We start from the raw sequence: 22298 nt of genomic DNA on the forward strand, positions 1-22298 counted from the left end.
CGGCTGCGATGACGACGACACAGGCGGTGAGTACGCCCAGTGCCGCGAAATCGGCCGGTTCGAGAGGACAGCGGAAACGGGTCCGCACGGCTGCTCCCCGGTAGGCCCTGGTCGGGACGTCGTCGGTGGTCACAGCCTGGGCGACGTGCCGTCCCGGCCACAACGGCCGGCCGGACATCCGGGACGCTGGAACGGTTGCGCGTAACCTGACCTGGGGCAATGGGGGTTGCCTGGAACGCGGTCCTGGGACGAGGCAGTAGGGGGAACGGTGGGGACACCTTCCGGCACGGACGGATTCGCGGCGCTGCTGCGTACGCTGAAGACGAGGTCAGGGCTGAGCTACGGCGCCCTGGCCAAGCGCCTGCACATGAGTACGTCCACGCTGCACCGCTACTGCAACGGCGACGCGGTGCCGACGGACTACGCGCCCGTGGAACGGCTGGCCCGGGTGTGCGGCGCGAAGCCCGAGGAACTGGTCGAGCTGCACCGCCGGTGGATCCTGGCGGACGCGGCACGGGGACGGCGGGCGGGGGCGGGCGACGCCACGCCGGAGGGGCCCGGGCCGGGGAGCACCGCTCCGGGGGAGGCCGGGCCGGACGACGAGACTCCGCGGAAGGCCGGGCCGGGCGATGCCACCCCGGAGGGTGCCGGGCCGGGGGCCGCCGCTCCAGAGGAGCCCCGGCCGGGCGACGCCCTACCGGAGGGGCCCGTACCGGAGCCCGTACCGACGGCCCAGGCCGGGAGCGCTGCGCGGACCGAGACCGAACCCACGCCGACCCCTGCCACCACTTCCGCGCCCGAGCCGGACCCCACCCCAGCTCCCGAGCAACCCGCGCCCGCCCCGGGCCGCGCTCCCGAGCCACCCCCCGCCCTCACAAAAGCCTCCACCCCCACCCGCCCCACCCGCCGCCCCGCGCGCCCCAAGCTCCGCCTCGCGCTCATGGCGGCCGCCGTCGTCGCGCTGGCCGTGCCCATCGTCGTCAGCACCACGTCCTCCTCGGGGCCGGGCGGGGCGGTGCAGGCCGGGGCGCGGGTGACCGACCGGGGGGCCGGTGGCGGGCGGGGCCCGGTTCCGGACGGCGGTGCCTCCGGTACGCCGTCCGCGTCCGCGTCGGCTTCGGAGGCGGCCGATGAGCCGAAACCGGGCAGCGCGTCGGCCGGCGCCGGGCCGTCCGGTGCCGCCACCTCGTCCGGCGGGAGCGAGAACGTGGGCGAGGGCAAGGGCAAGGGCAAGGCGGGCGGCAGCAGCGGCCGCAACAGCGGCTCCCCGCTGACCGTCGACGTCCGTACGAACAACTGGGACGACCCCTGCGACCGCTGGTACATGCTCGACAAGCCGTCCACCGAGGTTCCGCCGCCGCCCTCCGGGCCGGACGCGCGCGGCTGGGCGAACGCGCTGGGCGGGGTGCCCGGCGGGCACCTCAGGGTGTCGCTGGCCGTGCAGGGCACCGGTGACCAGGCCGTCGTCCTGCACTCGCTGACCGTACGGACCACCACGCGTACCGCGTCCGTGGCGGGTTCGGCGTACTCCATGGGCAACGGCTGCGGTGGCGGGCTCACCCCGGCCTCGTTCGACGTCGGGCTGGACGCGGCGCAGCCGCTGACGCGGCCGGTGGCCGGGGAGCAGGGGGACCGGAAGATCCCGGCGACCGACTTCCCGTTCAAGGTGTCCGCGTCCGACCCGCAGATGCTGTACGTCGACGCGCACGCGGAGGCGAACGACGTGAGCTGGTACCTGGAGCTGGAGTGGAGCAGCGGCGGCCGGCGCGGCACGCTGCGGCTCGACGATCACGGCAGGCCGTTCCGTACGAATGCGATGAAGGGCCGCCCGTCGTTCGTCTACCGGTACGACAAGAATCTGTGGGAGCCCTCCGAGAACTGAGCGCGCGAACAGCGGGAAGGCCCCGCCGGAACCGATCGTTCCGGCGGGGCCTTCCCTGTCTGCGTACGCGTCAGCCGGGTGTCAGAGCCGCTCGGGGGTCCGGATGCCCAGCAGCGCCATGCCGCGGTGCAGCGTGCGTGCCGTCAGCTCGCACAGGAACAGGCGGTTCTCGACCTGCTCACTGCCGCCCTCGGCCTTCAGGACCGGGCACTGGTCGTAGAAGGTCGTGTAGAGGGAGGCGAGCTGGTAGAGGTACGCGGCCAGCTTGTGCGGCTCGTAGCCGGCCGCCGCTTCCTCCAGGGTCTCCGCGAACTGGTCCAGGTGCAGGCCCAGCGCGCGCTCGGCGGGGGCCAGCGTCAGCTCCGGGTGGGCCTTGGGCGCCGCGGAGTCGCCGGCCTTGCGCAGGATGGACTGGATACGGGCGTACGCGTACTGGAGGTAGACGCTGGTGTCGCCGTTGAGCGAGACCATCTGGTCCAGGTCGAACTTGTAGTCGCGGGACGCCGAGGTGGACAGGTCCGCGTACTTCACGGCGCCGATGCCGACCTGGGAGCCGTTCCCGGCGATCTCCGCCTCGGTCAGGCCGAGCTTCCCGCTCTTCTCGCGGACGACGGCGGTCGCCCGCTCCACCGCCTCGTCGAGCAGGTCCACCAGCCGCACCGTCTCGCCCTCACGGGTCTTGAACGGCTTGCCGTCCTTGCCGAGGACGGTGCCGAAGGCGAGCTGTACGGCCTTGACGTCCTCGCCCAGCCAGCCTGCCCGGCGGGCGGTCTCGAAGACCATCTTGAAGTGCAGCGACTGGCGGGCGTCGACCACGTACAGCAGGGTCGACGCGCCGAGGCCCTGCACCCGGTCGCGGATGGCGGACAGGTCGGTGGCCGCGTAGCCGTAGCCACCGTCGGTCTTCTTGACGATCAGCGGGGTCGGGTTGCCGTCCGGGCCCTTGACGTCGTCGAAGAAGACGCAGAGCGCGCCGTCGGAGCGGACCGCGACGCCGGACTCCTCCAGCAGCCGGCAGGTCTCCTCCAGCATGGCGTTGTAGCCGGACTCGCCGACCACGTCCGCGTCCCGGATCTCCATGTCCAGCTTGTCGAAGACCGAGTAGAAGTAGACCTTCGACTCGTCGACGAAGCGCTGCCACAGGGCGAGCGTCTCCTCGTCGCCGGCCTGGAGGTCGACGACGCGGCGGCGGGCGCGGTCCTTGAACTCCGCGTCGGAGTCGAACAGCGCGCGGGACGCCTTGTAGAGGCGGTTGAGGTTGGACATGGCCTCTTCGCCGGAGATCTCGGCGGAGGCCTCGTCGCTCTTGTGGTCGAGCTCGTGCGGGTGCTCGATCAGGTACTGGATGAGCATGCCGAACTGGGTGCCCCAGTCGCCGATGTGGTGGCGCCGGATCACCTTCTCGCCGGTGAACTCCAGGATCTCGACCATCGCGGCGCCGATCACGGCGGAGCGCAGGTGGCCGACGTGCATCTCCTTGGCGACATTCGGCTGTGCGTAGTCGATGACCGTGGTGCCGGGGTTGTCCGCGTACGGGACGCCCAGGCGGTCGTCGGCGGCGCGCGCGGCCAGGGTCCGCACGATCGCCTCGTCGGAGACGGTGATGTTCAGGAAGCCGGGTCCGGAGACCTCGATCTCCTTGATCACGTCACCGGCGGGGAGCTGTGCGACGACGTCGGCCGCCAGCTCGCGCGGGTTGCCCTTGAGCTTCTTGGCCAGCGCCAGCATGCCGTTGGCCTGGAAGTCGGCCCGGTCGCTTCGTCGCAGCAGCGGGTCCGCGGCGCCGGCCTCCGGCAGGGCTGCCGAAAGGGCGTCCGCGACGCGCTGGTTGACCGTAGCTGCGAGGGAAGGGACCGAGGTCATGGAATGAAGGCCGTTCCGTTGGTGTGGAAAGGGTTTGCCACCGAGTATCCCACGGCGGTTCCATCGGTTTTCCACAGGGAAAAATCGGCTGCCGTTCCGTCTGGGAGAATGGGGCCGTCAGGCACGTCGAGTGGTGAGAAGAGGAAGGGCCGATCGTGGCTCAGCAGAGCACCGAGACCGACTGGGTCTCCAGGTTCGCGGACGAGGTCATTGCCGAGGCGGAGCGCCGCGCCCCCGGCAAACCGATCGTCTGCGCCTCCGGGCTCAGCCCTTCCGGCCCGATCCACCTCGGCAATCTCCGCGAGGTCATGACGCCGCACCTGGTCGCGGACGAGATCCGCCGCCGGGGCCGCGAGGTCCGGCACCTGATCTCCTGGGACGACTACGACCGCTACCGCAAGGTCCCGGTCGGTGTCGCGGGCGTCGACGAGTCGTGGGCCGAGCACATCGGCAAGCCGCTGACCTCGGTGCCGGCCCCGGCCGGCTCCGCCCACCCGAACTGGGCCGAGCACTTCAAGGCCGCCATGGTCGAGGCGCTCGCCGAGCTGGGCGTGGAGTACGACGCCATCAGCCAGACCGAGCAGTACACCTCCGGTGTCTACCGCGAGCAGATCCTGCACGCGATGCGCAACCGCGCGCGGATCGACGCGATCCTCGCCCAGTACCGCACCAAGAAGGCCCCCGCGAAGAAGTCGCAGAAGCCCGTCGACGAGGCCGAGCTGGAGGCCGCCGAGGGCTCCGGCGCGGCCGCCGAGGACGACGGCTCCAGCGGCTCGGCCGGCTACTTCCCGTACAAGCCGTACTGCGGCCAGTGCGACAAGGACCTGACGACCGTCACCTCCTATGTGGTGGAGACGACCGAGCTGACGTACTCCTGCACGGCCTGCGGCTTCGGCGAGACGGTCCGGCTCAGCGAGTTCAACCGCGGCAAGCTGGTCTGGAAGGTCGACTGGCCGATGCGCTGGGCGTACGAGGGCGTGACCTTCGAGCCGTCCGGTGTGGACCACTCCTCGCCGGGCTCGTCGTTCGTCGTCGGCGGCCAGATCGTGCGCGAGATCTTCGACGGCACGCAGCCCATCGGCCCGATGTACGCCTTCGTCGGCATCAGCGGCATGGCGAAGATGTCCTCCTCCAAGGGCGGCGTGCCGACCCCGGGCGACGCGCTGAAGATCATGGAGGCGCCGCTGCTGCGCTGGCTGTACGCGCGCCGCAAGCCCAACCAGTCCTTCAAGATCGCCTTCGACCAGGAGATCCAGCGGCTCTACGACGAGTGGGACAAGCTGGAGGCCAAGGTCGCCGACGGCTCGGTGCTGCCCGCCGACGCCGCCGCGCACTCCCGCGCGGTGCGCACGGCCGCCGGCGAGCTGCCCCGCACCCCGCGCCCGCTGCCGTACCGCACGCTGGCCTCGGTCGCCGACATCACCGGCGGACACGACGGGCAGACGCTGCGCATCCTCGGCGAGCTGGACCCGGCCGACCCGGTCACCTCCCTGGACGAGACCCGGCCCCGGCTGGACAAGGCCGAGTACTGGATCAGCACCCAGGTCCCGGCCGAGCAGCGCACGATCGTGCGCGACGAGCCGGACACCGAGCTGCTCGGCTCGCTCGACGAGCAGGGCCGCGAGTCGCTGCGGCTGCTGCTGGCCGGGCTGGACGACCACTGGTCGCTGGACGGGCTGACCACGCTCGTCTACGGCGTGCCCAAGATCCAGGCCGGGCTGTCGCCGGACGCCAAGCCGACGCCGGAGCTGAAGGTCGCGCAGCGCTCGTTCTTCGCGCTGCTCTACAACCTCCTCGTCGGGCGCGACACCGGGCCGCGGCTGCCCACGCTGCTGCTCGCGGTCGGCGCGGACCGGGTGCGCAAGCTGCTGGGGGCGTGAGCGCCCGGCACCGGCGGGTACGGGTGTCCGGCGCGGTGCGCGCCCGGGCGCCCGGCGGCGCGCGCGTACGGGTATGAGGCCCGGCCCGCGCGGCTGCCACTTTCGAACGAGGACGGGTTCGGCCCCGGGGACGACGATCCCCGGGGCCGCTCGCGTGAGGCTGGACCCATGCGAGGAATCATCGGAATCATCGTCCTGATCCAGGGAGCCCTGGGCGCCCTCGGCCGGACCTTCACCGACAGCACGGGCTGGGGCATCCTGCCGCACTGGTACGACCTGCCGACGCTCGGCTACGTCGCCATGGCCGCGGCCGGTCTGGCCCTCATCGCGTGGGAGGAGGCGGACAAGAAGCGCAGGAAGCGCGTCGGCTCGGGCGGGTGACCGCCCGCCGCACCCCGCCGCGCCTGCCCGCCCGGGGCGTTCCGGGCGGGAATCAGCCGGAACAGACATACGACGAACATCAGGCGGGGACTCGTGTCCCATGACGGATTCGCTGACCCCACTCGGCCTGCCGGACCACATCCGGGCCTGCCTGTTCGACCTCGACGGCGTCCTGACCAAGACGGCCGTCGTGCACACGGCCGCCTGGAAGGAGACCTTCGACGCCTTCCTGCGCCGCCGGGACGGCCCCGGATTCACCCCCTTCGACCCCGTCACCGACTACGACGAGTACGTGGACGGCCGCCCGCGCGCCGACGGCGTCCGCACCTTCCTCCGCTCACGCGGCATCGAGCTGCCGGAGGGCGGGCCCGACGACCCGCCCGACCACGAGAGCGTGCACGGGCTGGGCAACCGCAAGAACGATCTGCTGCTGAAGAAGCTCCGCGAGCAGGGCGCCGAGGCGTACGAGGGCTCCCGCCGCTATGTGCGGGCCGTACGGGACCAGGGCCTGGCCACCGCCGTCGTCTCCTCCAGCGCCAACTGCCGCGAGGTGCTGGCGTCCGTGGACATGGCGGACCTCTTCGACGTACGGATCGACGGCAAGGTGGCCGCCGAGCGGAAGCTGCCGGGCAAACCGCACCCCGACACCTTCCTGGAGGCCGCCGGGGAACTGAACGTCCCCGTCGCGCAGGCGGCCGTCTACGAGGACGCGCTCGCCGGGATGGACGCCGGACGGGCCGGCCACTTCGGTTACGTCATCGGCGTCGACCGGGTCGGCCAGGCCGACGCGCTGCGGCGGCACGGCGCCGATGTCGTCGTCGAGGACCTCGCCGAGCTGCTGAAGGAGGACGGCCAGGCATGATCACTCACTCCTCGTACGCCTGCGACCCCTGGGTACTGCGCGAGACCGACCTCAACCTGGACGTGCTGCCGCAGAGCGAGTCGGTCTTCGCGCTGTCCAACGGGCACATCGGCTGGCGCGGCAACCTTGACGAGGGCGAGCCGCACGGCCTGCCCGGCAGTTACCTCAACGGTGTCCACGAGCTGCGCCCGCTGCCGTACGCCGAGGCCGGCTACGGCTACCCCGAGTCGGGGCAGACCGTCATCAACGTCACCAACGGCAAGCTGATCCGGCTGCTGGTCAACGACGAGCCGTTCGACCTGCGCTACGGGCGGCTGCGCCGCCACGAGCGGGTGCTGGACCTGCGCGCCGGAGTGCTGCGCCGCACCTGCGAGTGGACCTCGCCGGCCGGCTGCACCGTGCGGGTGACCTCCACCCGGCTGGTCTCCTTCACCCAGCGGGCCGTCGCCGCCGTCGCCTACGAGGTCGAGCCCCTGGACGCCGAGGTGCGGGTCGTGGTGCAGTCCGAACTCGTCACCAACGAGCAGTTGCCCGAGTCCGGCGGCGACCCGCGGGTCTCCTCGGCACTGCACAACCCGCTGGAGCCGGAGGAGCACTTCGCCTCCGACGCGCGCCTGCGGCTGATCCACCGCACGCGCCGCAGCGGGCTGCGGGTGGCCGCCGCCGCGGACCACATCGTCGACGGCCCGCAGGGCCGCACCCGCACCGACCGCGAGAGCGGCGACGACGTCGCCCGCTTCACCGTCACCTCGCTCCTGGAGCAGGGCCAGCGGCTGCGACTGGAGAAGACGGTGTCGTACGGCTGGTCCAGCGCTCGCTCGCTGCCCGCCCTGCGTGACCAGGTGGACGCGGCGCTCGCCGGGGCGCGCAGCATCGGCTGGCAGGGACTGGCCGACCAGCAGCGCGCGTACCTCGACGACTTCTGGGACCGGTCGGACGTCGAGGTCGACGGTGACGCGGAGATCCAGCAGGGCGTCCGCTTCGCCCTCTTCCACGTGCTCCAGGCAGGCGCGCGGGCCGAGCAGCGCGCCATCCCCGCCAAGGGCCTGACCGGCTCCGGGTACGACGGCCACACGTTCTGGGACAGCGAGACGTTCGTCCTGCCCATGCTCACGTACACATCGCCCGGCGCCGTCGCCGAAGCGCTGCGCTGGCGGCAGAACACGATGGGCGCCGCCCGCGAGCGGGCCGCCCAACTCGGCCTGCGGGGCGCCGCGTTCCCCTGGCGGACCATCGACGGCTCGGAGTGCTCGGCGTACTGGCCGGCCGGTACCGCCGCCTTCCACGTCAACGCCGACATCGCCGACGCGGTCGTCCGGTACGTGTGCGCCACCGGCGACGAGGAGTTCGAGCGGGAGACGGCCGTACCGATCCTGGTGGAGACCGCCCGGCTGTGGCACTCGCTGGGCCAGCACGACCACCACGGCACGTTCCACATCGACGGCGTCACCGGCCCCGACGAGTACAGCGCCGTCGCGGACGACAACGTCTACACCAACCTCATGGCCCAGGCGAACCTGCGGGCCGCCGCCGACGTGGCCGAGCGCCACCCGCGCGCGGCCGAGGCGCTCGGCGTCGACGACGAGGAGAGCGCGTCCTGGCGGGACGCGGCGGAGGCGGTGGCCGTCCCGTACAACCGCGCCCTGCGGGTGCACGAGCAGTCGGCGGGCTTCACCACCCACCAGACCTGGAACTTCGCGGCCACCCGCCCCGAGCAGTACCCGCTGATGCTGCACTTCCCCTACTTCGACCTGTACCGCAAACAGGTCGTCAAGCAGGCCGACCTGGTCCTCGCCCTCTACCTGCGCGGCGACTGCTTCGACGCGGAGCACAAGGCGCGCGACTTCGCCTACTACGAGCCGCTGACCGTACGCGACTCCTCCCTGTCCGCCTGCGTCCAGGCGGTGGTGGCCGCCGAGGTCGGCCATCTGCGCCTGGCCTACGACTACTTGGGCGAAGCGGCGCTGATGGACCTCCAGGACCTGGAGAACAACACCCGCGACGGCCTGCACACCGCCTCGCTCGCCGGCACGTGGATCGCCCTCGTCGCCGGTTTCGGCGGCATGCGGCACACCGGCCAGGGCCTGTCGTTCGCGCCACGCCTCCCCGAGAAGCTCACCCGCCTGGCGTTCTCGGTGCAGGTCCTGGGGCGGCGGCTCCGCGTCGAGATCACCGCGAAGGCGGTGACGTACAGCATGGTCGAAGGGGCCCCGCTGGAAATACAGCACTACGGCGAACCCCTCACCGTCTCCGACAAGAGTCCCCAGGAACGCGAGATCCCCGAACCGGCGGCCCGCCCGGAACCCACCCAGCCACCGGGACGGCGTCCGCTGCGGCGGCACTGAGGGGGCCCGAGGCGGCCTGATGCGGCACTGAGGCGGTGCCCTACGGGATGTGCTCGGCGGTCTCCACCTCCTCCCGCAGCCGCTGCCGGAACTCCCGCACGAACGCCCGCAGACAGCTCTCGGTCAGCGGCCCGCCCTCCCGGCCGGTGACGCCGTACACCTCCAGCAGGTGGCGGCCGAACTGCCGGGAGTCGGGGAAGTGGTTCCTCTCGGCGACGTACGTACGGAAGGCCTCGTAGTAGGCCTCGTCACGGGGGGCGTCGTCGGGGAGACCGGGGGACCCGGGGAGTTCGGCGGGGGCTTCGGGGGTGGGGAGCGGCGTCGGCTCGGGGATGGGAGCGGGCGTCGGGGCCGGGGGCGTCGGCTCGGGCACGGTGGCCGGCTCGGGCCTGGGGCGCGCCTCGGGCACGGGGCGTGGCTCAGGTGCGGGGTGCGGCTCGCGGGCGGCGCGTGGCTCCGGGATGGGGAGCGGGCCGGGCGTACCCCCGAGCGGCCGCGTACGGCCGGGGCCGACGGGGACGGCCAGTCGCGGCTCGTGCGGCGGGGATTCGGCTGCCGGGCCGGTGGGGCCGGGTGCCGGTGCCCGGTCCGTTGTCGGGGCCGGTTCCGGGGCCGAGGCGGATTCCGGTTCCGGCGCCGGTACTGGAGTCGGGACCGGAGTCGGCGGACGGTCGAGTACAGGCGTCCCGGGGGCGGGCGCGGCCGCGGGCGTCTCGATCCCCGCCGCCGTCAGCCCCGCCGCGCCCGTATCCGTGAGCGGCACCCCGTACCGCGCCAGCCGCAGCGGCAGCAGTGCCTCGACCGGTGCCCGCCGCCGCCAGGCCCGCCCGTACCGGGCCCGCAGCCGCGTCCGGTAGACCAGCCGGTCCCGCTCCAGCTTGATCACCTCGTCGTACGACCGCAGCTCCCACAGCTTCATCCGGCGCCAGAGCCGGAATGTGGACGGGAACGCCAGCAGCCAGCGGGCCAGGCGGACGCCCTCCATGTGCTTGTCGGCGGTGAGGTCGGCGATCCGGCCGACGGCGTGCCGGGCGGCCTCGACGGCGACCACGAAGAGGACGGGGATCACCGCGTGCATCCCCACGCCGAGCGGGTCCGGCCAGGCCGCGGCGCCGTTGAAGGCGATGGTGGCGGCGGTGAGCAGCCAGGCGGTCTGGCGCAGCAGGGGGAACGGGATGCGGGCCCGGGTCAGCAGCAGGTCCAGGGCGAGCAGGACCACGATCCCCGCGTCGACGCCGATCGGGAAGACGGCCGAGAAGGCGCCGAAGCCCTTGCGTTCGGCGAGGTCGCGGACGGCGGTGTAGGAGCCGGCGAAGCCGATGGCCGCGATCAGGGCGGCGCCGGTGACGACCACGCCGATCAGGATGCGGTGGGTACGGCTCGAACGCGTCGCGTGTGTCGTCGCGGGCACCCGCGGTCCCTCCCCGGCTGCGGCTGGTGTGGCGGCTCAGCCTGGCACACCTGTGGTGGCGGGGCCGGGGAGGGGCGGGGTGTTACTGGTTGGCCTTGCCGACGGCGGCGACGGCCTCCTTGGCGGCGGTTTCGGCGGCCTTCAGGAGGTCGCTCGGGTCGGGGGCGTCGGCGCCGGCCAGACCCGCGCCGTTGTAGTTGACGGTGACCACGACGTTCGCGGTGCGGGCGATGACCGTCTGATTCTTGAAGTCGGCGTCGTCCTTCTTCAGGTCGTAGGTGACCCAGGACGACTCGTCGCCGTTGCCCTCGACCGTGCCGGTCTTGGGGTTCTTGGCGCCCTGGGTGGCCTTCGCCGCGTCGACCTGCTTCTTGTAGAAGTCGGTGGCGCGCTTCTCGCCGGTGCCCAGGGTCGGGTCGGAGTCGTAGCGCTGGAAGCCGATGTCCAGCCAGCGGTACTGGGTGCCGTCCACGCCCTGGGAGTCGGAGCTGTTCCAGGCGCAGTAGCCGCGGGCCATGGCGTCGGAGGACTTGCCCTGCTCGCCGTCCGCGTTCTTGGTCTTGGGCACCAGCTTCTTGACCGTGTCCTGGGACACGGCCTGGCAGGGGTTGGGCAGCTTCTTCATCTTGGCGGGCTTGACGCTGGGGGAGGCGCTGCCGCTCTTGCCGGGCGAGGCGGACTTCGATGCGCTGCTGCCCGCGTCCTTCTTGCCGGAGTCGTCGGAGGAGCAGCCGGCGACGAGCATCACCGGTACGGCTGCGCAGGCGAGGAGGCTGGCGAGTCGCTTGGCTGAACGGTGCATGGTTCCTTCGCTGTTCGTCGTCGTTCGGCGCGTCGCACTGGACGCCGTCGGGTGCCGCGTACGGCCGGTGTGCGGTCCGGGCGCGGTACGTCCTTCGGAGCGCGCGGCGACGCTGCCGCGCGCGGGGCTCGGGGGCACACGGTACGCGGCGGAGGGCGGCCGGAGGGTGATTCGTGACGTTACTCGCCGGACAAACCGGACTATTCGTTGAAGCGGTCGGCCAGCTCCTGGGCCAGCGCCTGTGCCTTGTCCTGGAGGTCCTTGCTGTCGGGCAGCGCCGCCTTGTCGGCCGACCACCGGTCGTAGGCGATGGTCACGATGACGTTCGAGGAGCGGAAGACGATCGTGACGTCACGGTGCACACCGCTGTCCGCGGTGATCAGCTTGTCGTTGAGGAACGCGGCGTCGGCGAGGCCGTCCAGGACGCGCGGGGCGGTGTCGGAGCCGGGCGCGCCGCTCGCGCCCTTGCCCGCCGGGCTGGACGGCGGAGCGGATGACGGGGCGGTCGGCGAGGAGGGGGCGGTCGGCGAGGAGGGGGCGGGGGAGGCCTTGCCGCCGGCGGTGACCTTGCCGGTCTCCCGGTCGCCGCCGGGCTTGTCGCCCGTGCCGCTCTTGTCCGTGGACGGGGTGGGGCCGGCGGGCGAGGCGCTGCCGCCGGACGGCAGCTCGGCGGCCAGCTCCTTCTTCCCGTAGACGTCCTGTGCCTTGTCGTCGTCGCTGACCGCGGGGTCGTAGGAGACGACCCGCTCGAAGTCGAGGGTGAGGTGGCGGGTGCCGTCGGGCGCCTCGCGCTTCCAGCGGCAGCCGACCCGGCGGTCCGTGTCGTACGTGATGTCGGCGGTGCCCGCGTAGACCTTCTCGGCGTCCTGCGGGCTCTCCGTGCCGCCGGGCGGCAGCAGCCGGCGCAGCATGCCCTTGGAGGGCAGGCCGCAGGGGTCGGGGAGCGTCTTGTACTTGCCGGGCTCGGCGGACTGCGTCGTGGCGGCCGTGTCGCCGCCCTTGGTGTCGGCGGCGCCGCCGCCGGTCCCGGAGTCGCCGGTGCAGGCGGTGAGCGTGGCGGCCAGTGCTGCCGCGGTCGCCAGCGCGGCACCCGGTACGAACGACCTTCGCTGCACCGTACCCGGCTCCTTCCGTAGGAAAATCTGGTTGCCGCGGGCAGGCGGCGGATGGACACAATGTCTACCGCACGTTCTGCCGCATACGCCGGTTCCCTGTCCTTGATCAGGCTTCTTGTCCGGCTTTTGCTATTTATTACTTTTCGGGGGAATAGGGAAGTCATGTCGTACACCGAAGTGCCCGGAGCGAAGGTTCCGATCCGGATGTGGGCGGACCCGTCCACGGTCGAGGGCGCGGCCATGCAGCAACTGCGCAACGTGGCCACCCTGCCATGGATCAAGGGCCTGGCCGTGATGCCGGACGTGCATTACGGCAAGGGGGCGACGGTCGGCTCGGTGATCGCCATGCACGGCGCGGTCTGCCCGGCGGCCGTCGGTGTCGACATCGGCTGCGGGATGAGCGCCGTACGGACCTCGCTCACCGCCGACGACCTCCCCGGCGACCTCTCCCGGCTCCGTTCCAAGATCGAGGAGGCCATCCCGGTCGGGCGGGCCATGCACGACGATCCGGTGGATCCGGGCCGGCTGCACGGCCTGGCGACGAGCGGCTGGGACGACTTCTGGAGCCGCTTCGGCACGGTCGCGGAAGCGGTCAGGTTCCGTGAGGAGCGGGCCGTCAAGCAGATGGGCTCGCTCGGCGGCGGCAACCACTTCATCGAGTTCTGCCTCGACGAGTCCGGCTCGGTGTGGCTGATGCTGCACTCCGGCTCCCGCAACATCGGCAAGGAGCTGGCCGACTTCCACATCGGCCAGGCGCAGAAACTGCCGCACAACCAGGGGCTGGTCGACCGCGACCTCGCCGTCTTCGTCGCGGACACCCCGCAGATGGCCGCGTACCGCAACGACCTGTTCTGGGCGCAGGAGTACGCCAGGCACAACCGCGCGATCATGATGGCCCTCTTCCAGGACGTGGTCCGCAAGGAGTTCAAGAAGGCCCGGCCGACGTTCGAGCCGGTGATCTCCTGCCACCACAACTACGTGGCGGAGGAGCGGTACGACGGCCTGGACCTGCTCGTGACCCGCAAGGGGGCGATCCGGGCCGGCAGCGGTGACTACGGCATCATCCCCGGTTCGATGGGCACCGGCTCGTACATCGTCAAGGGCCTGGGGAACCCGGCGTCCTTCAACTCCGCCTCGCACGGCGCGGGCCGCAAGATGAGCCGGAACGCCGCGAAGAAGCGTTTCTCGACGCGGGACCTGGAGGAGCAGACGCGGGGCGTGGAGTGCCGCAAGGACTCCGGCGTCGTGGACGAGATCCCGGGCGCGTACAAGCCGATCGAGAAGGTCATCGACCAGCAGCGGGATCTCGTGGAGGTCGTGGCCAAGCTCAAGCAGGTGGTGTGCGTGAAGGGCTGAGCGCGCGTACCTCCGGACCGGGGCCCCGGCCGGCTTCCCGCCGGTCCGGGCCCCGGCGTCGGTCGCGAGGTGCCGGTTCGGGGGCCCCGGCCCGGTCATGGGCTGACCGGTTCGGGGCCCCGGCGCGTCACAGGCTGATCAGCGCCCGTACCGGCATGCTGGTGTCCGCCAGGGGGCGGACGGCCAGGCGTACCAGGGCCAGCGCGTTGTCGTCGCCCGCGGTGCGGTTGGTGCTCAGCTCGCCGCAGGCCAGGCACTGGTGGACCAGCAGCCATTCGCCGTCCGGCCGGGTGGTCAGGCACAGCGCCCGCATCCGGCCGCCGCAGTCCGCGGCCCGGTCGCCCGGGACGCGGCGGTCCAGGTGGCGGCCGGCCAGGCAGTGCGGGCAGTGGTTGCGGTGGGCGGTGCCCGGTGCGGCCAGCGGGACCTCCAGGCGGCAGCCGAGGCAGCGGAACGCGTCTCCCGGCGCGCCGCCCGGCCCGTGCAGGACGTCCTTGGGCCGCTGGGCGCGGCGCCGCCGACCGGAATTGCCGCGTCGTGGCATGGTGTCGTCCCCCCGTCTCACAGGTCGCCGAACGCTTCGAGCGGGAACGGCGGCTGGGCCAGTGGCCGGACCGCCATCCGCATCAGGATGAGCTGGTTGTCGTCCGGGGAGACCGGGTTGGACGTCAGCTCGTCGCAGCGGGTGCAGCGGTGGATGATCATCCAGTCGTCGGTGCGGAGCACCGCGATGGCGATGGGGGACATCCGCGAACGGCAGTCGGACGGGGCTCCCTCGACGGCGTCCCGGACGTGCCGGGAATGCAGGCAGCTCGGGCAGTGGTTGCGGCGGCTGCCGTCGGGGCCGAGCGTGGTGACGGTCAGGCCGCACCGTACGCAGGTGAAGGTGTCGGTACGGGGCAGCGGGCGGGGCGCGGGACGCTCTTCGCGCCGGGCGCCCGGGGTGCCGGGAGCGTGGGAACGGTGGGAACTACCTGAACTAGCTGAACTGTCGGAACTGTCGGAACTGCGTGAACCGTTGGAGCTGTTGGACAGCACTCGGGAACTCCTCGCCGGAATCGTGGGAAGGGCAGCGGGAGCAGGCCGAGCGGCCTCGGTCGTATGGGCAGCGGGCAGCACCGCGCGCAGGCGGTGCGGCCGGGCCGACGCGGCGGACGGCGTCCGGTGAAGCGAGGTTCAGCGGCGGGTTTCGTCCGCGCGGTGGTGAGGCGCGCTCAGCGCCGGCCGGGGCATAGACACTGCTTTCCAGGGCGGGGCCCGAGAGAAGGAGCACGTGCGGGGGCGCGCACATGCGGTGACCTGTGGAACGGTACGGGCGGGGGCGGCCGCGGCGCCAACGATTTTCCGGGTGCGGCGGCGCCGGAGCCGGATCGCGGCGACGGCGAGGTGGCGCAGGAGCGGGAACGTGGGCGGTGGCGCGGCGGCGGGCGGCCCGGCCGTGGCGTGGTGGCCGGCGGTCCGGCCGCGGCCGGGCGCGGGGCCCGGCCGCACCGCGCGCATGACGGTGGCCGGCCCTCAGGAGGTCCGGTGCACCTTGGAGTTGGACGCCTGGGCGCGGGGGCGGACGACCAGGAGGTCGACGTTCACATGGGCGGGGCGGGTGACCGCCCAGCCGATGGTGTCGGCGACGTCGTCGGCGGTCAGGGGCTCGGCCACGCCCTCGTAGACCTTGGCGGCCTTGGCGGCATCGCCGCGGAAGCGGGTGGTGGCGAACTCGTCGGTCCTGACCATGCCGGGGGCGATCTCGATGACGCGGACGGGCTCGCCGCACAGCTCCAGCCGGAGCGTCTCGGCGATGACGTGCGCGCCGTGCTTGGCGGCGACGTAGCCACCGCCGCCCTCGTACGTGCCGTGGCCCGCGGTCGAGGTGACGACCACGACCGTGCCGTCCCCGGAGGCCGTCAGGGCGGGCAGCAGGGCCTGGGTGACGTGGAGCACGCCGAGGACGTTGACCTCGTACATCGTGCGCCAGTCGGCCGGGTCACCGGTGGCGACGGGGTCTGCGCCCAGGGCGCCGCCGGCGTTGTTGACCAGTACGTCCACCGAGGCGTGGCGGTCCTTGAGATGGGCGGCGAAGGCGTCCACCGCGGCGCGGTCGGTGACGTCGAGCTGGTGGGCCTCGGAGCCGGGCAGTTCGGCGGCCAGCGCCTCGACGCGGTCCTTGCGGCGGGCGGCGAGGACCACGCGGTAGCCCTCGGCGGCCAGCCGGCGGGCGGTCGCGGCGCCGATGCCGCTGCTGGCTCCGGTGACGACGGCGGTACGGGTACGGGCGGCGGGCGCGTCGGGTACGGCGGTCATGCGGTGGCTCCTCGGGCGCTGCGGGCGTCGGTCGTGGTGCGTACGCAGGATATGCGCGCGGTCAGCGGAACCTGGACGTGTACATGATCAGCGGCCCCTGGGTGCGTACATGATCACAGCCATGCCGGCCAGACAGATCAGCGCGCCCGCCACGTCCCAGCGGTCCGGGCGGTAGCCGTCGGCGACCATGCCCCAGGCCAGCGAGCCCGCGACGAAGACACCGCCGTACGCGGCGAGGATGCGGCCGAAGTCGGCGTCCGGCTGGAGCGTGGCGACGAAACCGTACGCGCCGAGGGCGAGCACGCCCGCGCCGATCCAGATCCAGCCCCGGTGCTCGCGTACGCCCTGCCAGACGAGCCAGGCGCCGCCGATCTCGAAGAGGGCGGCGAGGACGAAGAGGGCGATGGAGCGGGCGATCGGCATGAGACCAGCGTAAGGAGAGGGGGAGTGAGTCTGGAGTGCTCGGCGGGCCGGGGGAGGCTGCCGGGGCGGCCGGGAGGCGGTCGGGCGGCCGGCGTGCGGGGCGGCTGTCAGTGGTGTGTGAGAGCTTCGAGACATGCTCATCGAACGTGCGTACGTGGATCTCTCCGAGGAAGCGCGGGCGGAGACCGGGGACCGCTGGCCCTGGACGGTTCCGTGTGTACGGCGGTTGGTCGCGGACGGGCTGAAATTCAGCGCGCCGGTCACCTTCCTGGTGGGGGAGAACGGCTCCGGCAAATCCACGCTGGCCGAGGCCCTGGCGGAGGGTTTCGGGCTCGACTCGTACGGCGGCTCGGCCGGTTATCGGTACGCCAGTTCGCGCACCCCGTCCGTGCTGGGCCAGGCCATCCGCTTCGACGCGACGACGGCGGGCCGCCGGATGGTCCGCGGGCCGCGTACCCGCCGGCGCGGCTTCTTCCTGCGCGCCGAGACGGCGTGGGACGCGCTCGGCCGGGAGCGGTTGTCGGCGGCGCCGGAGGCGATGAGCCATGGCGAGGGGTTCCTGATGGCGTTCCGGGAGAAGTTCCGGCAGCCGGGGCTGTATGTGCTGGACGAGCCCGAGGCCGCGCTGTCGTTCTCCTCCTGTCTGGAACTCCTCGGGGTGCTGCACGCATTGGGCGAAAGCGGCGCCCAGGTCGTCTGTGCCACGCACTCCCCGCTGCTCACGGCCCTGCCCGGCGCGGAGATAGTCGAGGTCGGTGAGCACGGAATGCGTGCGGTGGAATGGGACGAGCTGGCCCTCGTCGACCACTGGCGGCGCTATCTCACCGACCCGCGGGCGTATGTGCGGCACATCATCGGCTGAGCCGGGGCGGGGGCTCGGCAGGGACGGGGCGGGGTTCGGAAGGACCGGGAAAGGGAGTGTGGCGCGGCCGGGAAGCGCGTGCGACATGACCGGGTGCGGCGTGCGCGCCCGGCGCGGCCGGACAGCGCCGGCGGTGGCCGGCGCCGGTTGTCCGGAAGCGGGGATTGACGGGAAAGGGAAATGCGCCGGCGGCCACCGCCGTGGGCCGGGCGAAGCACTGGCCAAAAACCATACGGTGCGTCACATGCGCTGGCCGGGCCCCTTGTCAGGCGCCGGGGGTGTCCCTAGATTCCCCTTTTACCGGGGGGTACGACGCTGATCTGCGGGTGCCGGGCAGAGCGGGAAAACGCGGCTTTCCGTGGATCGGGCGACAACTGGTGACCGCCTCGCATTCCTTGCGGTGTATCCGGGTGCGTCGGCGCGCCCGGCCCGCCCCGCGTTTTTTGAGGGCCGGTTTCACCTTCCATCGCGCGCGACCGCACGGACTTCGGTGGCGGGCGGCGGGGCCGGGGAGCTGCGGGACCGGTCCGGCCGCCAGGCCCGGCGAGCGTCCGTCCGCCCGGCCCGGGGACGGCCGGGCGTACAGGGCGGCGCGGACCCGTTCCCCGTTCATGGCCGGGGGACGGGTCCGCGCGGGCCGCACCGGTCACGGGACGGCGCGCTGGTCAGGACCGCGCCGTGGTGCGGGCCGCGGTCCGGCCCGAGCCGTTCACCGCCCGGCCCGAGCCGTCCTTGGCCCGGTCCGAGCCGTTCCCGGCCCGGTCCGAGCCGTTCCCGGTCCGGTCCGAGCCGGTCCAGCGGTCGAGGGCGGCGCGCAGGGACGCGGCGCGTGCGGCCAGGTCGGCGGTGTCGGTGGCCCAGGCGATGTAACCGTCGGGGCGGACCAGGAGCGCGGTGCGCCGGTCGCCGGCCCAGTTGGCCCGTACGAGGCGGGAGCCCCCGGCCGTCCCGTCCGCCGGCAGGTCCTCGGCCCTCGGCAGCCCCCCGACCCCCGGAAGCAGCTCGTCCCGCGGCGTGACGAGGACGAACCCACCGGCCCGCAGCGCCTCGTACAGTCGGGTGCCGCCCGCCAGCCGCAGGTCGGGGGCGCGCTTGCCCACGAGCGGGTGGGCGCCGCGGTCGGCCCGGTACGCGATCCCCACCCCGCTGATGCTCGCCATCACCCGGTCCGCCAGCGGCGGCACCGTGTTCAGCAGCCGGGCCAGCACCGCGCGCAGCGCCCTCGTCGGCGCGCTGCGCACCTGCGCCAGCCGGACGAGCGCGCCGCTGCTGCGCAGCACCTTCTTGCCCACCGGGTGGCGTTCGGTGTCGTAGCTGTCCAGCAGGCTGTCGGGCGCGTCGCCGCGCAGTACGGCGGCCAGCTTCCAACTGAGGTTGGCGGCGTCCTGGAGGCCGGTGTTCATGCCCTGGCCGCCGGCCGGGGAGTGGACGTGCGCGGCGTCGCCGGCGAGGAAGGCGCGGCCGACGCGGTAGCGGGGCACCTGGCGCTCGTCGCTGTGGAAGCGGGAGGTCCAGCGCACGTCGCTCATCCCGTAGTCGGTGCCGAGGGCGAGGCGCATGTACGTGCGGATCTCGTCGGGTTCGACGGGAGTGTCCTCGGAGACCTGACGGTGGCGGTCCCAGCCGATGACGCGGTACCAGCCGTCGCCGTAGTTGCTGATGAGCGCGAAGGAGTCGGCGTTGGCGTTGGCGATCAGCGGGACGTCGGGCCGCTCGTCGAGCCGTACGTCCGCCAGCACGATGGACCGGACCACGGACCGGCCGGGGAAGGGCAGGCCGATGGCCTCGCGGACGGTGCTGCGCACCCCGTCCGTGCCGACCACGTAGGACGCGCGGTACGTCGCGGTGCTTCCGCCCTCCTCCTGTACGTGGACCCGGACACTGTGGGCGTCCTGGTCCAGGCCGGTCACGCGGGCCCCGTGGCGGAAGGTGACGCCGGCTTGCTGCGCGCGCCGCTCCAGCAGCCGCTCGACCTCGTACTGCGGTGTGATCAGCAGGAACGGGAAGCGGGAGGGCAGCCGGGACGGCTTCAGGACGGCACCGGCGAGGAGCCGGAGGCTTGCCAGGGGGTAGCCGGTCGCCACGAGTTCGTCGGCGAGGCCGCGCGCGTCGAGCTGTTCGAGGCTGCGGGCGTGCACGCCCAGCGAGCGGGTCAGGTTGCTGATGCCGGGGGCGCGGCGCTCCAGCAGCGTGACGCGGAGGCCGGCGGCGGCGAGGTCGCCGGCGAGCAGCAGGCCGGTGGGGCCCGCGCCGACCACGAGGACGTCGGCGTCCTCGCCGGCGCGTCCGGCGTTCGTGGGGTTGTGGTCGTCGGTGGTGCCGGGCTTGCGGTGCATGGCCGCCTCCAATGCCAACGTTTGTAGGCCAACGCTCGTTGGTCAACGCTTGTTGGCAACGATAGGCGGGTCGTGCTGGCCGGGTCAACAGGTGTTGGCCTACAGTCGTTGGCATGTCCGATACCGACCCCTCCGCCCCCGAAGCCGCCGCCTCGCCGGAGCACCCCCGCCGCTCCGACGCCACCCGTGCCGCGATCCTCGACGCCGCCCGGGACCGCTTCGCCGCCGACGGCTACGAACGCGCCACCATCCGCGCCATCGCCCGGGACGCGGGCATCGACCCGTCGATGGTCATGCGCTACTACGGCAACAAGGCGGGCCTCTTCGCGGCCGCCTCCGAGATCGACCTGCGGCTGCCCGACCTGGCGGCCGTACCGCGTGACCAGATCGGCGCCAGGCTCGTACGGCACTTCCTCGACCGCTGGGAGCACGACGAGACGCTGACCGGGATGGTGCGCGTCGCCGTCACCAACGAAGCGGGCGCCGAGCGCCTGCGCGGCGTCTTCGCGGAGCAGATCAGACCGGCTCTCGCCGCGCTCTGCCCGGTCCGCGAAGAGATCGACGCCCGCGCGGCGCTGATCGGCTCTCAGCTCGTGGGCATGGGCCTGCTGCGCTACATCCTGTTCCTGCCGCCCGCCGTCGGTCTCGCCCGCGAGGAGATCGTGGCCTGGCTCGCGCCCACCATCCAGCGCTACCTGACCGCCGAACACCCGTAACGGGCCGTCACCCGCCCCGGCCACCGCCTGGCCGGACCACCGCCCGGCCGGGCCACCGACAGATCCGCGCCACCGACCATCGCCGCTCCGCCACGTCCACGCCCGGTTGCCGTGATCCGCGGACGTGGCGGCGGCGCCGTTCTACGGTGGTCGCCGTACGTGCCGTCGTACCCGCAGTGGACCGGGAAGGAGACGTATGGCCCGGCAGCCGTCCGTGTCACCGCCGTCGCCCCAGGAACTCGTCGCGCTCTACGGGCTGGAGCCGCTGCCCAGAGAGGGCGGGCGCTACCGGCGGACCTGGGTGGGCCCGGAACGCCCCGACGGGCGGCCGGCGGGCACCGCGATCATCGTGCTGCTCACCTCGGAACCCGGCGACTACAGCGCCCTCCACCGCCTGCCCACCGACGAGATCTGGCACTTCTACCTCGGCGACCCGCTCTCCCTGCTCCTGCTGGATCCGTCCGGCGGCAGCCGCACGGTCGTCCTCGGCCCGGACGTCCTGGGCGGCCAGCACCTCCAGTTCACGGTGCCGGCCGGCACCTGGATGGCCGCCGAGGTCGCCGACGGCGGCGCCTGGTCGCTGTTCGGCTGCACCATGGCGCCGGGCTTCACCTTCGATGTGTACGAGCACGGGGACGCCGCCGAACTGGCCGCGCGCCACCCCCGAGAGGCGGCGCGGATCACCGCGCTGTCCCGCCCGTGAGCGCCCCCGCGGGCAGCCCGGCGCTGCCGTCCCTCGCGGGCCAGGTGGCCCTGGTGACCGGCGCGGGCGGCTGTCTCGGTACCGGCATCGCGCTGCGCTCCGCCGCGGCGGGCGCCGCGGTCGTCGCCCACTACCGCACGAACGCCACCGCCGCCGACGCGCTCGTCGCCCGGATCGAGGAGCAGGGCGGCAGCGCGCTGGCCCTACAGGCCGATCTTCTGGCCGAGGAGGAGTGCCACCGCCTGGTGCGTACGGCGGCGGAGTGGCGCGGCCGGCTCACCGCCCTGGTGAACAACGCGGGCGTGCAGCCGGATCAGGACCTGGCGTCCATGACCGTCGCCGACTGGCGCGCGGTCGGGGACACCAACACCCTGAGCACCTTCGCCTGCACCCAGGCCGCGGCCGCGGTGATGCGGGACGGCGGGGGCGGTTCGGTCACCCACATCGCCTCCATCCAGGCGCACCAGCCCGCGGCGGGCCACGCCCACTACTGCGCGTCCAAGGCGGCCGTCGTGATGCACGCCCGTTCGGCCGCGCTGGAGTACGGGCCGGACGGCATCCGTGTCAACAGCGTCTCGCCCGGCCTGATCGACCGGGCGGGCCTGGCAGCGGCCTGGCCGGACGGCGTGGCCCGCTACCGGCGGGCGGCACCGGCCGGCCGGCTCGGCCGCCCCGAGGACGTCGGCGACGCGTGCGTCTTCCTCGCCTCGCCGATGGCCGCGTGGGTGAGCGGACACGACCTGGTGGTGGACGGCGGGGTGTCGGCCGGGCCCACCTGGTGACCGCTCGGCGGCCTACTTGCCGCGGCCCCCGGGACCGGCCGGGCGGCCCATGCGCAGGCCGCGTTCCGCGCGGTAGCGCCGGTCGTAGCGGTCCTGGCGGATCCGGCGTTCCCGGTAGGCGCGGTAGTCCGGGTCGTTCACCAGGTAGCCCTGGCGGTAGCGGACGGTGAGGTAGACCAGGATCGCGGCGGCCACCCACCACAGTGGTGTGGAGAATCCGGCGACGACCGTGATCACGATGGCGACGAGAAGGAGCGGGAACACGACACCTCCACTGGGTG

At 73.0% G+C, this 22298-nt stretch carries 20 protein-coding genes; 10 read left to right on the forward strand and 10 right to left on the reverse strand.

Features of this window, described 5'->3' with window-relative positions; all coding sequences use genetic code 11:
- Positions 1-268 precede the first annotated feature (268 nt).
- Entirely contained in the window at positions 269-1882 is a 1614-nt protein-coding gene (locus ACH4EB_RS13805; protein ID WP_398347659.1) for a helix-turn-helix domain-containing protein, read from the forward strand.
- An 81-nt stretch (positions 1883-1963) separates the two neighbouring features.
- On the opposite strand, the gene argS is transcribed toward ACH4EB_RS13805, so the two are convergent.
- Positions 1964-3745, reverse strand: a complete 1782-nt coding sequence (gene argS / locus ACH4EB_RS13810) for an arginine--tRNA ligase (RefSeq protein ID WP_398347661.1) — start codon at positions 3743-3745, stop codon at positions 1964-1966.
- 155 nt (positions 3746-3900) lie between these two features.
- On the opposite strand from argS, the gene lysS reads away from it, so the two are divergent.
- The 4 genes from lysS (at position 3901) to ACH4EB_RS13830 (ending at position 9213) form a co-directional block, all read left to right on the forward strand.
- Positions 3901-5625, forward strand: coding sequence for a lysine--tRNA ligase (gene lysS, locus ACH4EB_RS13815; RefSeq protein ID WP_398347662.1), 1725 nt, complete (start codon positions 3901-3903; stop codon positions 5623-5625).
- A 168-nt stretch (positions 5626-5793) separates the two neighbouring features.
- A complete protein-coding gene (locus ACH4EB_RS13820; protein ID WP_398347663.1) occupies positions 5794-6006 on the forward strand; it encodes a hypothetical protein in 213 nt (70 codons plus the stop codon).
- A gap of 100 nt (positions 6007-6106) precedes the next feature.
- Entirely contained in the window at positions 6107-6868 is a 762-nt protein-coding gene (locus tag ACH4EB_RS13825; protein ID WP_398347664.1) for an HAD family hydrolase, read from the forward strand.
- Positions 6865-9213 carry a glycoside hydrolase family 65 protein gene (locus tag ACH4EB_RS13830; protein WP_398347665.1) on the forward strand — a complete coding sequence of 783 codons (2349 nt, stop codon included), beginning with the start codon at positions 6865-6867 and terminating at the stop codon, positions 9211-9213. The genes ACH4EB_RS13825 and ACH4EB_RS13830 overlap by 4 nt, the downstream gene beginning before the upstream one ends.
- 40 nt (positions 9214-9253) lie before the next feature.
- Here ACH4EB_RS13830 and ACH4EB_RS13835 read toward each other — a convergent pair whose 3' ends face one another.
- The 3 genes from ACH4EB_RS13835 to ACH4EB_RS13845 form a co-directional block, all read right to left on the reverse strand.
- Positions 9254-10624: a DUF2637 domain-containing protein gene (locus ACH4EB_RS13835; protein WP_398347666.1), complete on the reverse strand. Its 1371-nt coding sequence runs from the start codon at positions 10622-10624 to the stop codon at positions 9254-9256.
- Positions 10625-10706: 82 nt separating this feature from the next.
- The gene (locus tag ACH4EB_RS13840) at positions 10707-11426 is read right to left on the reverse strand and encodes a DUF3558 family protein (protein WP_398347668.1); all 720 of its coding nucleotides are present in this window, start codon (positions 11424-11426) and stop codon (positions 10707-10709) included.
- A 200-nt stretch (positions 11427-11626) separates the two neighbouring features.
- Positions 11627-12541, reverse strand: coding sequence for a hypothetical protein (locus ACH4EB_RS13845; RefSeq protein ID WP_398347669.1), 915 nt, complete (start codon positions 12539-12541; stop codon positions 11627-11629).
- 162 nt (positions 12542-12703) lie between these two features.
- On the opposite strand from ACH4EB_RS13845, the gene ACH4EB_RS13850 reads away from it, so the two are divergent.
- Positions 12704-13897 (forward strand): RtcB family protein, encoded by a 1194-nt coding sequence (locus ACH4EB_RS13850; protein ID WP_398347671.1) that lies wholly within the window; start codon positions 12704-12706, stop codon positions 13895-13897.
- Positions 13898-14024: 127 nt separating this feature from the next.
- On the opposite strand, the gene ACH4EB_RS13855 is transcribed toward ACH4EB_RS13850, so the two are convergent.
- The 4 genes from ACH4EB_RS13855 to ACH4EB_RS13870 form a co-directional block, all read right to left on the reverse strand.
- Complete coding sequence (locus ACH4EB_RS13855; protein WP_398347672.1) at positions 14025-14441, reverse strand: RNHCP domain-containing protein; 417 nt, start codon at positions 14439-14441, stop codon at positions 14025-14027.
- A gap of 17 nt (positions 14442-14458) precedes the next feature.
- Entirely contained in the window at positions 14459-14800 is a 342-nt protein-coding gene (locus ACH4EB_RS13860) for an RNHCP domain-containing protein (protein ID WP_398348102.1), read from the reverse strand.
- Positions 14801-15412: 612 nt separating this feature from the next.
- Positions 15413-16195: an SDR family NAD(P)-dependent oxidoreductase gene (locus ACH4EB_RS13865; RefSeq protein WP_398347674.1), complete on the reverse strand. Its 783-nt coding sequence runs from the start codon at positions 16193-16195 to the stop codon at positions 15413-15415.
- Between the two features lie 87 nt (positions 16196-16282).
- Positions 16283-16618: a YnfA family protein gene (locus ACH4EB_RS13870; RefSeq protein WP_398347675.1), complete on the reverse strand. Its 336-nt coding sequence runs from the start codon at positions 16616-16618 to the stop codon at positions 16283-16285.
- A 133-nt stretch (positions 16619-16751) separates the two neighbouring features.
- On the opposite strand from ACH4EB_RS13870, the gene ACH4EB_RS13875 reads away from it, so the two are divergent.
- Positions 16752-17480, forward strand: coding sequence for an AAA family ATPase (locus tag ACH4EB_RS13875; protein ID WP_398347676.1), 729 nt, complete (start codon positions 16752-16754; stop codon positions 17478-17480).
- 665 nt (positions 17481-18145) lie between these two features.
- Here ACH4EB_RS13875 and ACH4EB_RS13880 read toward each other — a convergent pair.
- On the reverse strand, positions 18146-19816 hold the full coding sequence (locus ACH4EB_RS13880) for an FAD-dependent oxidoreductase (RefSeq protein WP_398347677.1): 1671 nt from the start codon (positions 19814-19816) through the stop codon (positions 18146-18148).
- A gap of 113 nt (positions 19817-19929) precedes the next feature.
- Between ACH4EB_RS13880 and ACH4EB_RS13885 the strand changes: the two genes are divergently transcribed.
- The 3 genes from ACH4EB_RS13885 (at position 19930) to ACH4EB_RS13895 (ending at position 22017) form a co-directional block, all read left to right on the forward strand.
- Positions 19930-20532 carry a TetR family transcriptional regulator gene (locus ACH4EB_RS13885; protein ID WP_398347678.1) on the forward strand — a complete coding sequence of 201 codons (603 nt, stop codon included), beginning with the start codon at positions 19930-19932 and terminating at the stop codon, positions 20530-20532.
- A gap of 196 nt (positions 20533-20728) precedes the next feature.
- Complete coding sequence (locus tag ACH4EB_RS13890; RefSeq protein ID WP_398347679.1) at positions 20729-21235, forward strand: cupin domain-containing protein; 507 nt, start codon at positions 20729-20731, stop codon at positions 21233-21235.
- Positions 21232-22017: an SDR family NAD(P)-dependent oxidoreductase gene (locus ACH4EB_RS13895; protein ID WP_398347680.1), complete on the forward strand. Its 786-nt coding sequence runs from the start codon at positions 21232-21234 to the stop codon at positions 22015-22017. Before ACH4EB_RS13890 ends, ACH4EB_RS13895 begins: the two co-directional genes overlap by 4 nt.
- Positions 22018-22029: 12 nt before the next feature.
- Here ACH4EB_RS13895 and ACH4EB_RS13900 read toward each other — a convergent pair whose 3' ends face one another.
- Positions 22030-22281 (reverse strand): hypothetical protein, encoded by a 252-nt coding sequence (locus ACH4EB_RS13900; protein WP_398347681.1) that lies wholly within the window; start codon positions 22279-22281, stop codon positions 22030-22032.
- Positions 22282-22298: the final 17 nt, after the last annotated feature.

Source organism: Streptomyces sp. NPDC018045 (assembly GCF_044327445.1).
Classification (GTDB): Bacteria; Actinomycetota; Actinomycetes; order Streptomycetales; family Streptomycetaceae; genus Streptomyces.